Genomic DNA, 13,285 nt, shown 5'->3' on the forward strand with positions numbered 1-13,285 from the left:
CGTTATGCAGCACGCGCCCGATCGTTACGCGTCAGCAGACATAACACTTCAAAATGAGCAGTGTGCGGGAACATATCAAACAGCTGCACTTTTTGTATGTTGTAATCACTAAGCCGGGCAATATCCTGCGCCAGGGTGGCAGGATTGCAGCTGGAGTAAAGAATAAAAGCCGGAGCCATGTCGCTTAAATAGTCGCACAGCTCGCTGCCAATGCCGCGGCGCGGCGGATTAACCAGCACCAGCTGCGGGACATCTTCCCGTGAGGTAGCGAAACGGGTGGAATCCAGAGCGGCAAAGTGCACCTTCTCCAGCCCCAGCTGCTGCGCCGATTGCTGCGCACAGGCTATCGCTTCAGCGCTGATCTCAATGCCCGTCAGCGTCATCTCCGGGGTGGCGCAGTGCAGGCCAAATCCGCCCACGCCGCAAAAAAGATCCCACATGCTGGTCACGTTCAGCTCCGCTACCCAGTCGCGCGCGGTGGCGTAAAGCGCGGCCGCCACCTGCGGGTTAGTCTGGAAAAAGCTTTGCGGACGGATATAAAGCGGCACCTGATTAAAGCATTCCGGCAGCGCCTGCTGCGCGGTCAGCGCAATCTCTTCCTCTCCTTCCAGAATCGCCATATGTACCGGCTGAATATTGGCAGAGATCACCTTCAGCTGCGGCAGCTGCTGCTGCAGCCACGGCAGTGCCGCCTGCAGCTGCGGCACCTTACTGGCTGAACGCAGCACAAAACGCAGCATCATGCCGCCCTCGCTGCTTTCTGTCAGCAGCAGAAACTTCAGCTCGCCGCGCCTGCGCGTCACGCTGTAAGGCGTAAGACCGGCACGGGCGATAAAGGGTTTGAGCAGCGCAAACACCGGCGCAAAGCTGGCGGGATAGAGCGGACAGGCGCAGAGATCGACCGGGTCGCCGTCAGGCGCCACCAGACCAAAAACCGGGCGCTCCACGCTGCCGCTGACGACCATTTTGGCCTTATTGCGAAACCCCTGCTCCGCCGACGTCACCGGACGCCGCCAGTCGCTGACCGGCATCGCTGCAAGCAGCTGAGCAAGCCGCGCCTGCTTATCGCTGACCTGCTGCGGATAGGGTTTCTCCAGCCACTGACATGAACGGCAGCGGCCAGCGTCATAAAGCGCGCAATGCATGGAACAACCTGTACTCGGAGAAAAAATGGGGGGCGATTGTATCACCGGATGCGGAAAAATGCGCGACTGCTGGCCGGCACAAACAGCAGCAGCACAATCAGCACGTCCGGCAATTTCTGCTGCAGCGTGTGGTGAATAATCTGCAGATTGTTTTCACCCGAAATACTGAATATCTCCGGATAGATCCAGCCCACCGACGCCATCAGCATATACAACACTACCACAACCTGGCTGAGCGTATAGCCCCAGCGGCCGCGATTGCTGCCGCGCATCAGGGTAAAAGCACAGCGCAGTTCAAACAGAAAAATCAGCTGGCTGGCGATAAATATCAGGGTAGAGTCCCAGGCCTGTGCGCTGCGGTGCACAAAGTTGGCCATCTCCTCATAGCCCAGCTCGCCAGCCATCATTATCACGCTGAGGCAGCGGGTAATAATAATCGCAATACCGGCAATCGTTACCGGTACTGGCGTTGAGCTCAACACAGCGTTTTTCAGCGTTTCCGACATCACCCAGGCTCCATAAGAAAAGGCTGGCAACGCCAGCCTTGCTTATAGTGGCAAACTCACGGGATTTCAGCCACGTTTTGCTTTCTGAATATCACGCAAACGCTGTTTTTCTTCATGCGCCATAAAGCGCCAGGCGATGAAACCGACCAGCCCGACCACAAACAGAATAATCGACGCCAGCGCGTTGATCTCCGGATTCACCCCGCGTCGTACCGTGGCAAAGATCGCCATCGGCAGCGTGGTCGCTCCCGGACCGGTAACAAAACTGGCGATCACGAGGTCATCAAGCGACAGCGTAAAGGCCAGCAGCCAGCCGGTTACAATGGCGGGCGCAATCATCGGCACGGTGATCACAAAGAACACCTTCAGCGGCGTGGCGCCCAGATCCATCGCGGCCTCTTCAATAGAGCGATCCAGTTCGCGCAGGCGGGCGTTGATCACTACCGCAACATAAGCGGTACAGAATGTGACGTGCGCCAGCCAGATAGTCAGCATGCCGCGGTCGCCCGGCCAGCCCAGCGTGTTCGCCATCGCCACAAACAGCAGCAGCAGCGACAGACCGGTAATCACGTCAGGCATAACCAGCGGTGCGGTCAGCATAAAGGCGAAACCGCTGTGACCGCGAAAGCGGCCAAAGCGCACAATGATCACCGCCGCCAGGGTACCCAGTATCACGGCCATGGTGGCTGAAAGCCCGGCAATGGTCAGGCTCAGCCCGACGGCATCGAGCATCGCCTCATCCTGAAACAGCACGCGATACCAGTGAAAAGAGAAGCTCTCCCACACCGTGACCAGCTGCGAGCTGTTAAAGGAGTAAACCACCAGCAGCAGCATGGGCGCATAGAGAAACAGAAAGCAGAGCACCAGAATAGCGGTACGCCACGGCGAGCGAATAACCGGTAGCTGATTCATGCTTTCTCTCCCGCAGCGCGATTTTGATGCTTGTGGAACCAGATAATCGGCAGGATCAGGATCAGCAGAATGGTTACCGCCAGCGCGGAGGCCACCGGCCAGTCGCGGTTATTAAAAAACTCCTGCCAGAGAATGCGGCCGATCATAATACTGTCCGGGCCGCCCAGCAGTTCCGGGATCACATACTCCCCTACCGCCGGTATGAACACCAGCATCGACCCGGCGATAATGCCGCCTTTGGTCAGCGGCACAATCACGCTGAAAAAGGTTTTCAGCGGACGCGCGCCTAAGTCCAGCGACGCTTCCACCAGCGAATAGTCGATACGCGTCAGCGCGGTATAGATCGGCAGCACCATAAAGGGCAGATAGCAGTAAACAATACCGATATAGACCGCCGTATTGGTGTAGAGGATCACCAGCGGATGATCGATAACGCCAAGCCACAGCAAAAAGCGATTCAGAATGCCGTTATTGTTCAGTAACCCCATCCAGGCGTAAACGCGCACCAGGAATGATGTCCAGGAGGGCAGGATCACCAGCAGCAGCAGTATGGTGCGCATCGACGGCTTGCTGTGCGCAACCGCCCAGGCGAGCGGATAGGCGATAAGCAGGCAAATTACCGTAGAGATCGCCGCCACTTTAAGCGAGGTCAGGTAGGCTTCAGCGTAAAGCGGATCGTCCGTCAGCGTAAAATAGTTGCCGAGGTTCAGCACGACATTCAGCTGGTCATCCGCCCAGGTCACCAGGTCAGTGTAAGGCGGGATGGCGCGGGCGATATCGGCAAAGCTGATTTTAAGCACAATCAGAAACGGCAGCAGGAACAGCAAAATCAGCCACAGGTAAGGCAGCGCAATCACCAGTTTGCGTCCGTGCTGCATCTTCATGCGGGTTGCCCAGCGCTGCAGTGGCGTGCCCGCCAGTACCGGCTGAGGTCGTGGAGAAATCTGACTCATAACCGCCCCCTAGACCGTCAGAACCACACAGCTGTCCGCATCCCAGCAGAGACGCACCTCATCTCCCCAGACGGGCGCACCTTTGCGAAAACGATGCGCGTTCTGCAGCTGCGCGCTGATCATCTGACCACTGTGCAGGCGCACGTGGTAAATCGACAGATCGCCCAGATAGGCGATATGCGCCACCTCGCCCACGGCAAAGTTGCAGCCGTCAGCCGGTACCGTATCGCACAGCATCACCTTTTCCGGGCGCAGCGCAATGTGGACCGGGACATTGTCGACAATGGAGACATCCGTCTGTACCTTCAGCGGATGCATCAGGCCGGGGCTATCAATCACCACGCCCTCGTCACGCCGCTCGCGCAGCAGCCCCTCAAACACGTTAACCGAGCCGATAAACTCTGCGCTATAGCGGCTGGTAGGATGCTCATAAATCTCTTCCGGCTCACCAATCTGCACAAACTTACCGCGATTCATGATGGCAATGCGTCCGGCCATGGTCATCGCCTCTTCCTGATCGTGCGTGACCATAACGCAGGTGGCGCCCACGCGCTCCAGGATATCCACCACCTCATGCTGCATGCGATCGCGCAGTTTTTTATCCAGTGCACCCATCGGCTCATCCAGCAGCAGCAGTTTAGGCCGTTTTGCCAGGCTGCGGGCCAGCGCCACGCGCTGACGCTGCCCGCCTGAGAGCTGATGCGGTTTACGGCTGGCGTACTCCTGCATATGCACCAGCGCCAGCATCTCCGCCACGCGGCTGGCGATTTCTGCTTTGGATAATTTATCCTGCTTCAGGCCAAAGGCGATGTTTTGCTCCACTGTCATATGCGGAAACAGCGCGTAGGACTGAAACATCATATTAATAGGGCGCTGATAGGGCGGCACGTGAGAGAGATCCTGACCATCCAGCACGATCTGGCCGCTGCTGGGGATCTCAAATCCTGCCAGCATGCGCAGCAGCGTCGATTTGCCGCAGCCAGATGCACCCAGCAGGGCAAAGATTTCACCTTTGTAGATAGTCAGGCTGACATCATCTACGGCGTGCTGACCCTCAAACGATTTGGTCAGGTTACGGATCTCCAGCAGCGGCGTTAATGCCTTTGCTGATTTACTCTGGGGACGGGAAATCGCGTCGTTCACTAACATTTCTCCGGCGCTAAGCGGGGTAGCGCGGCACAGCCAGCCGCTGGAATGGCACAGCAGAGGCCCGTACTGCGCCTCTGCTGTGGTTACCGGTCAGGGATATCGTTCAGAACGAATCACTTACCACTTTTTACTTTAGTCCATGCGCGGGTGCGTGCGCGATCCAGTTTCGGATCCTGGACCTTGAGCACAAACAGCTTCGCCATCGCGTCCGGCGTCGGGAAGATGCCCGGATTGTTGCGGACGTCGGCGTTAATCAGCGGCAGCGACGCTTTATTGCCGTTGGCATAATTGATTTTGTTGGATACCTCAGCGATCACTTTCGGCTCCATGATGTAGTTCAGCCACTGATAGGCAGCATCCATATTTTTCGCATCTTTCGGGATCGCCATCATGTCAAAGAACGCCAGTGCGCCCTCTTTCGGCACGCTATAGCCCAGGTGAACGCCGTTATTTGCTTTTTCAGCGCGATCTTTCGCCTGCAGAATATCGCCAGACCAGCCTATCGCCACGCAGGTGTTACCATTCGCCAGGTCGTTGATATATTGCGACGAGTGGAAATAGCGAATATTTGGCCGCAGTTTCATCAGCAGATCGGTCGCCGCTCCGGTGTAATCTTTGGCGTCAGCGCTGTTGGGATCTTTGCCAAGATAGTTCAGCACCGTGGCGAAGATCTCTTCCGGCGCGTCCAGGAAAGAGACACCGCAGCTTTTCAGTTTTTCGAGGTTTTCCGGTTTCAGCACCAGATCCCAGCTGTTAACCGGCGCGTCCGCACCGAGCGCGGCTTTGACTTTCTCAACGTTATAACCGATGCCGGTGGTGCCCCACAGATAAGGAATCGCGTATTTATTGCCAGGATCGTGCTGTGCCACTTTGGCCATCAGGTCCGGATCGAGGTTTTTGTAGTTCGGCAGTTTACTTTTGTCGAGTTCCTGAAACACGCCCGACTGCAGCTGGCGCGCCAGAAAACTGGATGAGGGCACCACAACATCATAGCCGGTGCTGCCCGCCATCAGTTTGCCTTCCAGCACTTCATTGGAGTCAAAGACGTCATACACAACTTTGATGCCGGTCTGCTTTTCAAAGTTAGGCACCGTATCGGCCGCAATATAATCGGACCAGTTATAGACGTGCAGCGTTTTATCTTCTGCCTGAGCAGCAACAGCTGATGCCATTACCACACCAGCCACTGCGGCTGGCAACCATTTTTTTGTCTGGTTGTTCATCTGTTATTTTCTCCTGAACGGGTCAATAAACGCTGCATACAGCCGATCCGATGATTTCCTGTCTGAAAATAGCCAGACATACAATGAATCACTCTTCAGCGGACGTTAAATAGTAAATACCTATAGCCAGTCTCGGGAGAGTGAGCCAGCAACCTGCAAATGGGTAGCTATGCAGATGCGTAACGGCGGGCCTTCCCTGAAATCAGTATAGCGCTGCTGAGCGGTAGCCTGTCCGGCACAGCTTCGCAAGAATAGCCCCCCTGATCTCTGCGCACCAGACCCCAGCGTAAAAAACGCCTTTTTACGATATTTTATGCACTTTTGTGCTATGTGGTCTGGCAGTTACGGCATAAAGCATGACTAAAATCTGGCGGGAGCGGGCAAATAACAGAATAAAAAATGGCAGGAGAAAATCAGAAAGAAAACTGCCGCAGTCTGCGGCAGTGAATATAAAGCGGAATTAGTGTAAAACCCCTGAACTGCTGACCCCGGAAGGACGCTCCTCCTCCTCACCCATCATCAGCAGGTGATTCGCAAAGGCTTCCATAATCACCATAGAAACCCCCTCTTCACTCTGCTTCATAAAGTGCGTGAACTGACTGAAGGTGATGCCGGCGGTAACACTCAGGGACTGACAGACAATCAGCTTGGGCAGATTATCGTCCTGAATATCGATAAAAGCTTTGATGGTCAGCGAGCTGGCATTAATTTGCGACAGATCGCCGACCAGCGGAATAAGCGCTGTGGGTTTAACTTCAGCCAGCGCAGAAAACAGAATAACGTTATCCACCAGGTCAATTTTTGCGTCAAACACCCCGTCAAAATTCTGCATGTGCGGCAGATGTAATGCCTGGCAGGCATCACATTCGAACCAGGTGATATTTTGTTGATCCAGCCAGCGACGCAGCATGTCGATGTCAGGAACGACCAGTGAATCCATCGCTATTTCCTGTGGGGTGAATAAATAAGCGCCTTAGCTTACGGAAAAATGGGGTCAGATGCCACGAAAACCACCGGAAAACGCTATCTAGCCACCGGTTTTAGGACGATAGCCGGGGCAGGCGTGCTGCTCAATCCAGTCGATCATCATAGTGGCAATATCCAGGCCCGTGCAGCCCTCAATACCTTCCAGACCGGGTGAGGCGTTGACCTCCATGACCAGCGGACCGCGGCTGGCACGCAGAATATCGACGCCCGCCACGGCCAGCCCCAGCGTTGCCGCGGCTTTAATGGCGATGTCACGCTCCCGGTCGCTGATAGTAACAGGGTGCGCGGTGCCGCCACGATGCAGATTTGAGCGGAATTCCCCCTCTTTTGCCTCACGCCCGATGGCAGCCACCACGCGATCGCCAATAACCAGACAGCGAATATCGCGGCCCCGCGCTTCTTTAATAAACTCCTGCACCAGAATATGCGCATTGAGACCGCGAAACGCATCAATCACGCTTTCGGCGGCCTGACGCGTCTCTGCCAGCACGACGCCAATTCCCTGGGTGCCTTCCACCAGCTTAACCACCAGCGGCGCCCCGCCCACCATGCGGATCAGATCGCCGGTATCATCCGGCGAGGAGGCGATACCGGTCACCGGCATATCAATGCCCTCGCGCGCCAGCAGCTGCAGCGAGCGCAGCTTGTCGCGGGCGCGGGTGATCGCCACCGATTCATTGAGCGGGTAGCTGCCAAGCAGCTCAAACTGGCGCAGCACCGCGGTGCCATAAAAAGTTGTGGCCGTGCCGATACGCGGGATCACCGCATCAAAATGACCGAGTATCTCACCCTGATAATGCACGGCTGGCAGCGCTGCGTTGATATTCATATAGCAGGAGAGCGGATCGATCATCGCAATCTGATGCCCGCGTGCCTCAGCGGCTGCGCGCAGCCGCTGACTGGAGTAAAGCGTGCTGTCGCGGGTAAGAAGCGCCATTTTCATGCGGCAGTCCTCCTGTCTTAACGCGTCGCCCAGCCCTGACTGTGCAGATAATCGAGCATAAACGGACGCGTCTCTTTAACGATCAGGCGCTGGATGAGATCGCTCCAGGTTTCGGAACGCTGGTTGCTGTCGCGCTGCTGATAGTACTCCGTGATTTGCTGGTCATACTCTGCCAGCACTGTTTTATCTACCTGATGATAGCTGTTTTCATGGACCAGCATCGCCTGCGGCATACGGGGTTTCACATCCGGAGAGGCTGACGGATAGCCGATACAGAAGCCAAACAGCGGCAGCACAAATTTTGGCAGTTCCAGCAGCGCGGTCACGTCCGCAATGTTATTGCGGATCCCGCCGATAAAAACGCCACCCAGCCCAAGCGACTCGGCGGCCACCATCGCATTTTGCGCCATTAGCGCGGTATCCACACAGCCCAGCAGCAGCTGTTCAGCCCGTCCCAGCTGAGCATCCGGGCAGATTTGCAGATGGCGGTTAAAATCGGCGCAGAAGACCCAAAACTCCGGTGCATCCGTTACCCAGGACTGGCCGCCCGCCAGCTCCGCCAGCGCGCGGCGCTTTTCGCGATCGGTGATGCGTACGATGGATGAGCACTGCAGAAAACTGGAGGTAGAAGCCGCCTGCGCTGCAGCAATAATCGCGCGGCGCTGAGCGTCATCAATACCCTGCTCAGTAAAAGCACGAATGGAACGGTGGCTGCATAGCAGATCGATTGTCGGCGTCATTATGTTCTCCGGTTATTTCCTGGTGTGAGTATGATCAAAAAGGTGCGGGGCCATGACTTTGGCGGTACGCCACATAATCAGCCATGCCGCAGGCAGCATCAGCGCAATGCCCAGCAAAAAAGTAGCGTAGCCAGCGGCTTTTGCCCAATCGCGGCAGGCGCTGGCAGCCAGTTATTCATCAGCAAAAGCGCGCCGGCTACTGCGCAGGCGCCCAGCGCCTCAAGCAGCAACACGGGTTTTGGCAATCTTGCAAAGTTACGCATCGTGATACCTCTGCTGTTTGCGGGTCTGGTTCGGCGTATCGCTGCTGCCAGCATAGCCGTCAGGGATAGCGTACATCCATCAGAGTAACAGGTATTTTCTGCTTCTCTTAAGCAGCATGAGCGGGCATGATGTGAACCATTATTCACGCTGTGCTGTGACTTTGCTCACAAAACAGCAGCGGAAGGAGAGAAGCAATGATTGCAGTGATTTTTGGCCGTTCAGGATGCCCTTATTGCGTACGCGCTAAAGAGTTAGCCGCTAAGCTGACCAGCGACCAGGATAGCTTCAACTACCAGTATGTTGATATTCAGGCAACCGGCATCACTAAAGCCGATCTGGAAGCGCGCGCCGGTAAACCGGTGACCACGGTGCCGCAGATTTTTATCGACGATCGACACATCGGTGGTTACACCGAATTTGCTGCCTGGACCAAAGAGAATCTTGGCATAGAGGCATAAAAAAACGGGCCATAAGGCCCGTTTTTTTTAATCGATGCGCATAGCCAGCATAATGCGCAGCAGACGAACCAGTAGCGCCCCACATCCTGCCCAGAACAACGCACTCAGACTCCAGGCCAGCCCCATCAGCGGCGTATGACTGACCTGCTCAGTCAGCATGACCCAGCTCATCCCCAGCAGCGTTCCCGCTATCGCTGACCACAGCGTTGACACCATCGGGCTGGCGGGCTGCAGCAGCGCAATCGCTACCCCAGGCAACAGAAACAGCAGGAGTTCTGGCTGACCATGCCGCATATGGAGCGGCACGCTCCAGAAGTGGTGGGCAAAAATAAACACCAGCGTATAAAGCGTCGCGCCTGACGCGAATGCGGACCAGCGATGGCTGCGCTGCAACATAACAATCCTCAACGTTAACGTTAAAACAGAACTTTTAATGCCTGGCGCACATGCGTGGAAATAAATAGAAACAGCTACAAACAGAAAGAGTGAGCAATGCGGATAGCTGAAGCAAATAATAATGTTTAGAATAATGTCGCTTCAGAATCGGGCGGGACAGGAAGGCCAGCCCCGGCGTTTACCGCTCTGATTAAGATAGCTAAAAATCCTCCTCCTATCAACCTGTTACAAGTGAATAAGAAGTTAAAACTGTGAACATTAACGTCGCAGAATTGTTAAGCAAAAATGACGTTCTGTTATTATTTGTCGTATTAGCGCTCGGCCTCTGTCTGGGAAAACTGCGTCTTGGTTCCGTCCAGCTGGGTAATTCAATTGGCGTACTGGTTGTCTCTCTGATTTTAGGCCAGCAGCATTTTGCGATTAATACCGACGCTCTGAGCCTGGGTTTTATGCTGTTTATTTTTTGTGTCGGCGTGGAGGCGGGGCCCAACTTCTTTTCTATCTTTTTCCGCGACGGCAAAAACTATTTTTTCTTAGCCATTGTGATGGTGGTCAGCGCGCTGCTGGTCGCGCTGATTCTTGGCAATCTGTTTGGCTGGGATATCGGCCTTACGGCGGGCATGCTGGCAGGGTCAATGACCTCAACGCCGGTGCTGGTCGGTGCCGGCGATACGCTGCGGCAGAGCATCAGCGATCCGCGTCAGTTAAGTATGATGCAGGATAATCTGAGCCTCGCTACGCCCTGACCTATCTGGTGGGGCTGGTCAGCCTGATTTTCGGCGCCCGCTATCTGCCCCGGTTGCAGCATCAGGATCTGCCCACCTGCGCCCAGCAAATCGCCCGCGAACGCGGTCTGGATGCTGACAGCCAGCGTAAGGTTTTTTTACCGGTGATCCGCGCCTATCGCGTCGGACCGGAGCTGGTCGCCTGGAGCGGCGGCAAAAACCTGCGCGAGCTGGGTATCCATCGTCAGACCGGCTGCTATATAGAACGTCTGCGGCGTAACGGCATTCTCGCCAGCCCGGACGGAGATGCCATGCTGCAGCTGGGCGATGAGATCTCACTGGTAGGTTATCCTGACGCCCACGCCCGGCTCGATGCCAGCTTCCGCAATGGTAAAGAGGTGTTCGACCGCGATCTGCTCGATATGCGCATCGTCACCGAGGAGATTGTGGTCAAGAACCACAATGCGGTAAATAAGCGGCTCAGCCATCTTAAACTCACCGATCACGGCTGCTTTCTGAATCGGGTGATCCGCAGCCAGATTGAGATGCCGATCGATGACAGCATCATGCTCAATAAAGGCGATGTGCTGCAGGTCAGCGGTGAAGCGCGCCGTGTTAAAAGCCTGGCCGATCGCATCGGCTTTATTGCCATTCACAGTCAGATGACTGACCTGCTCGCTTTCTGCGCCTTTTTTATCATCGGCCTGATGATAGGGATGATCACGTTTCAGTTCAGCAATTTCAGCTTTGGTATTGGTAACGCTGCCGGCCTGCTGTTTGCCGGCATCATGCTGGGCTTCCTGCGCGCCAACCACCCTACCTTTGGCTATATTCCGCAGGGTGCCCTGACCATGCTGAAAGAGTTCGGACTGATGGTCTTTATGGCAGGCGTCGGGCTCAGCGCCGGCAGTGGACTGCAGCACGGGCTCGGCAGCGCCGGTGCCCTGATGCTGCTGAGCGGGCTGCTGGTCAGCCTGGTGCCGGTGGTTATCTGCTATCTGTTTGGCGCTTACGTGCTGCGCATGAACCGCGCGCTGCTGTTTGGTGCCATTATGGGCGCACGCACCTGTGCGCCAGCCATGGAGATTATCAGCGATACCGCACGCAGTAATATTCCGGCGCTGGGCTATGCCGGCACCTATGCGATTGCCAATGTGCTACTGACGCTGGCCGGCACGCTGATTGTGATTATCTGGCCGGTGCTGGCGGGATAAATTATTTTTGTCTGTCGGGAACCTTTACCGGCCGCCAGCGTCTGAATAAGTGCCACTGCTTTTCTTTGAAATCCCCGGATTGAGGAGCCCGCCAGTCTTATTGACTGACGGGTTTTTTATATCTGACGCGGGTGCCTTAAGGTTGCGCTAAGCGAATCGCGCCATGCTGTGATCCTGACTTTTTTAACGATCACTCTTCATGCAACTGTCATCAAAGTTAAACACTTCCACAACCTGCTACCGGAATCGGAGCGGGACTATTTATTCTTTATCACTCCGCTTTTACGCTATCAACTTCATTTTACTGGCAATTCTGGCAGCCCTGTTTATTTACTTATCACGTAATGAGCAGCCTGACATCGCTATCAGCCAGTACTGGTTTGATCCGCTTACGCAGCGCTTTCCCTGGCAGCACAACCGCTGGCTGGATCTCATTAATCATCGCATCGCTAAGGATGTGATTATTGCCGGGGCCGTGCTGCTGCTGTTTCAGGGTATACGCACCCGCAATGCGCGGCAGATGCTGGTTGCGCTGCTGTTTGGTCCTGGCCCGCTGGTGGTGGGGATCATCAAAGCACACAGCGCGCACTCCTGCCCCTGGGATCTGGCGATGTTTGGCGGTAAGGCGCTCTCTTTTCTGTTGCTGGGCAGCGTACCTGCCGGCAGCGGACCCGGCGGCTGCTTTCCGGGCGGACATGCATCGAGTGGCTTTGCGGTGATGGCGCTGTTTTTTCTCTGGTGGCCGGAGCATCCACGCCGCGCCCTGCTGGCGCTGCTGGCAGGTGTCGCACTGGGTTTACTGATGGGTTTTGGTCAGGTAATGCGCGGTGCGCACTTTTTTTCGCACAATTTATGGGCCGGCTGGTGGGTCTGGCTGGCACAGCTGCTGACAGTGGCCGGTATATCTTTTTGGGTTAACAAAACGAGGATAGCTAAACGGGATGGAAGCAATTAACCACACCCTTTTTTTATGGATCAATGCCACGCCAGCGTCACCGGCCTGGCTGCTGAATCTGGCAACGTTTGTCGCCAAAGATCTGATTGCGATTGTGCCGCTGCTGATTGTGGCTCTCTGGCTGTGGGGACCGCGTGAACAGGTGCAGTCTCAGCGCGCGCTGGTACTGAAAACCGGTATAGCGCTTATCTATGCGCTGCTGATCTCCTGGTGTACCGGCCAGCTGCTGCCCCATCCGCGCCCCTTTGCTATCGGCTTTGGACACCAGTTTCTGATGCACGCCGCAGATGACTCCTACCCGAGCGATCACGGCACAACTATTTTTACCTTTGCCCTCGCCTTTATTTTCTGGCACCGGCTCTGGTCCGGCATCCTGCTGCTGGCTATCGGCAGCGCTATCGCCTGGTCGCGCGTCTATCTGGGCGTTCACTGGCCGCTGGATATGATCGGCGGGTTCCTGGTCGGTATGCTGGGCTGCCTGGCCTCGCAGATGGCATGGCAGCTTTATGGCGATCGCCTGCTGGCACTGACGCATCAGGTTTATCGCGTGCTGTTTGCAATGCCGATTCGTAAGGGCTGGATCAGGGATTAGGAGCACTGAGCAGCGTGGGGCTGGGCGCTGAGCAGCGCGGGGCACTTAGAGATTAGCGCTGAGCAGCGCGCGGCAACAGAGGGGGTTCCGCCCGCCAGGCTTCTGGCAGTTTCAGCGGCATTA

Annotated in this window: 13 protein-coding genes and 2 pseudogenes; 4 read left to right on the forward strand and 11 right to left on the reverse strand. The window is 55.9% G+C overall.

Going from position 1 to position 13,285, the window contains the following annotated elements:
* Positions 1 to 2: 2 nt before the first annotated feature.
* The 10 genes and pseudogenes from rlmC to HA43_RS14705 form a co-directional block, all read right to left on the reverse strand.
* A complete protein-coding gene (gene rlmC, locus HA43_RS14660) occupies positions 3 to 1,145 on the reverse strand; it encodes a 23S rRNA (uracil(747)-C(5))-methyltransferase RlmC (protein ID WP_094111974.1) in 1,143 nt (380 codons plus the stop codon).
* Between the two features lie 41 nt (positions 1,146 to 1,186).
* Entirely contained in the window at positions 1,187 to 1,651 is a 465-nt protein-coding gene (locus HA43_RS14665) for a YbjO family protein (RefSeq protein WP_094111975.1), read from the reverse strand.
* A 66-nt stretch (positions 1,652 to 1,717) separates the two neighbouring features.
* Positions 1,718 to 2,563 carry a putrescine ABC transporter permease PotI gene (gene potI, locus HA43_RS14670; RefSeq protein ID WP_071668666.1) on the reverse strand — a complete coding sequence of 282 codons (846 nt, stop codon included), beginning with the start codon at positions 2,561 to 2,563 and terminating at the stop codon, positions 1,718 to 1,720.
* Positions 2,560 to 3,516 carry a putrescine ABC transporter permease PotH gene (gene potH, locus HA43_RS14675; protein WP_071668665.1) on the reverse strand — a complete coding sequence of 319 codons (957 nt, stop codon included), beginning with the start codon at positions 3,514 to 3,516 and terminating at the stop codon, positions 2,560 to 2,562. Before potH ends, potI begins: the two co-directional genes overlap by 4 nt.
* Before the next feature lie 9 nt (positions 3,517 to 3,525).
* Complete coding sequence (gene potG / locus HA43_RS14680) at positions 3,526 to 4,659, reverse strand: putrescine ABC transporter ATP-binding subunit PotG (protein WP_148310066.1); 1,134 nt, start codon at positions 4,657 to 4,659, stop codon at positions 3,526 to 3,528.
* 119 nt (positions 4,660 to 4,778) lie between these two features.
* Positions 4,779 to 5,888 (reverse strand): spermidine/putrescine ABC transporter substrate-binding protein PotF, encoded by a 1,110-nt coding sequence (gene potF / locus HA43_RS14685; RefSeq protein ID WP_071668664.1) that lies wholly within the window; start codon positions 5,886 to 5,888, stop codon positions 4,779 to 4,781.
* Positions 5,889 to 6,348: 460 nt separating this feature from the next.
* On the reverse strand, positions 6,349 to 6,828 hold the full coding sequence (locus HA43_RS14690) for a type III secretion system chaperone family protein (RefSeq protein WP_039383479.1): 480 nt from the start codon (positions 6,826 to 6,828) through the stop codon (positions 6,349 to 6,351).
* Positions 6,829 to 6,915: 87 nt separating this feature from the next.
* Positions 6,916 to 7,818: a 30S ribosomal protein S6--L-glutamate ligase gene (gene rimK, locus HA43_RS14695; RefSeq protein ID WP_071668663.1), complete on the reverse strand. Its 903-nt coding sequence runs from the start codon at positions 7,816 to 7,818 to the stop codon at positions 6,916 to 6,918.
* Between the two features lie 17 nt (positions 7,819 to 7,835).
* Positions 7,836 to 8,558, reverse strand: coding sequence for an oxygen-insensitive NADPH nitroreductase (gene nfsA, locus HA43_RS14700; protein ID WP_039383474.1), 723 nt, complete (start codon positions 8,556 to 8,558; stop codon positions 7,836 to 7,838).
* A 12-nt stretch (positions 8,559 to 8,570) separates the two neighbouring features.
* Positions 8,571 to 8,875, reverse strand: a pseudogene (locus HA43_RS14705) (DUF1418 family protein).
* A 141-nt stretch (positions 8,876 to 9,016) separates the two neighbouring features.
* Between HA43_RS14705 and HA43_RS14710 the strand changes: the two are divergent.
* On the forward strand, positions 9,017 to 9,280 hold the full coding sequence (locus tag HA43_RS14710) for a GrxA family glutaredoxin (RefSeq protein WP_039383469.1): 264 nt from the start codon (positions 9,017 to 9,019) through the stop codon (positions 9,278 to 9,280).
* 27 nt (positions 9,281 to 9,307) lie between these two features.
* On the opposite strand, the gene ybjM is transcribed toward HA43_RS14710, so the two are convergent.
* Positions 9,308 to 9,676, reverse strand: a complete 369-nt coding sequence (ybjM, locus tag HA43_RS14715; RefSeq protein ID WP_039383466.1) for an inner membrane protein YbjM — start codon at positions 9,674 to 9,676, stop codon at positions 9,308 to 9,310.
* A gap of 251 nt (positions 9,677 to 9,927) precedes the next feature.
* On the opposite strand from ybjM, the pseudogene HA43_RS14720 reads away from it, so the two are divergent.
* The 3 genes and pseudogenes from HA43_RS14720 (at position 9,928) to ybjG (ending at position 13,162) form a co-directional block, all read left to right on the forward strand.
* Positions 9,928 to 11,615 (forward strand): annotated as a pseudogene (locus tag HA43_RS14720) (aspartate:alanine antiporter).
* A gap of 199 nt (positions 11,616 to 11,814) precedes the next feature.
* Positions 11,815 to 12,570, forward strand: coding sequence for a phosphatase PAP2 family protein (locus HA43_RS14725; RefSeq protein ID WP_094111976.1), 756 nt, complete (start codon positions 11,815 to 11,817; stop codon positions 12,568 to 12,570).
* Positions 12,557 to 13,162 carry an undecaprenyl-diphosphate phosphatase gene (ybjG, locus tag HA43_RS14730; RefSeq protein WP_071668662.1) on the forward strand — a complete coding sequence of 202 codons (606 nt, stop codon included), beginning with the start codon at positions 12,557 to 12,559 and terminating at the stop codon, positions 13,160 to 13,162. Before HA43_RS14725 ends, ybjG begins: the two co-directional genes overlap by 14 nt.
* Positions 13,163 to 13,285 lie beyond the last annotated feature (123 nt).

This window comes from Pantoea eucrina, from assembly GCF_002095385.1.
Taxonomy (GTDB): Bacteria; Pseudomonadota; Gammaproteobacteria; order Enterobacterales; family Enterobacteriaceae; genus Pantoea; species Pantoea eucrina.

Bases quoted from the DNA above. Each gene is read 5' to 3' on its own strand.
- rlmC (WP_094111974.1), bottom strand. From the start codon at position 1,145: ATGCATTGCGCGCTTTATGACGCTGGCCGCTGCCGTTCATGTCAGTGG.
- HA43_RS14665 (WP_094111975.1), bottom strand. From the start codon at position 1,651: ATGTCGGAAACGCTGAAAAACGCTGTGTTGAGCTCAACGCCAGTACCG.
- potI (WP_071668666.1), bottom strand. From the start codon at position 2,563: ATGAATCAGCTACCGGTTATTCGCTCGCCGTGGCGTACCGCTATTCTG.
- potH (WP_071668665.1), bottom strand. From the start codon at position 3,516: ATGAGTCAGATTTCTCCACGACCTCAGCCGGTACTGGCGGGCACGCCA.
- potF (WP_071668664.1), bottom strand. From the start codon at position 5,888: ATGAACAACCAGACAAAAAAATGGTTGCCAGCCGCAGTGGCTGGTGTG.
- HA43_RS14690 (WP_039383479.1), bottom strand. From the start codon at position 6,828: ATGGATTCACTGGTCGTTCCTGACATCGACATGCTGCGTCGCTGGCTG.
- rimK (WP_071668663.1), bottom strand. From the start codon at position 7,818: ATGAAAATGGCGCTTCTTACCCGCGACAGCACGCTTTACTCCAGTCAG.
- nfsA (WP_039383474.1), bottom strand. From the start codon at position 8,558: ATGACGCCGACAATCGATCTGCTATGCAGCCACCGTTCCATTCGTGCT.
- HA43_RS14710 (WP_039383469.1), top strand. From the start codon at position 9,017: ATGATTGCAGTGATTTTTGGCCGTTCAGGATGCCCTTATTGCGTACGC.
- ybjM (WP_039383466.1), bottom strand. From the start codon at position 9,676: ATGTTGCAGCGCAGCCATCGCTGGTCCGCATTCGCGTCAGGCGCGACG.
- HA43_RS14725 (WP_094111976.1), top strand. From the start codon at position 11,815: ATGCAACTGTCATCAAAGTTAAACACTTCCACAACCTGCTACCGGAAT.
- ybjG (WP_071668662.1), top strand. From the start codon at position 12,557: ATGGAAGCAATTAACCACACCCTTTTTTTATGGATCAATGCCACGCCA.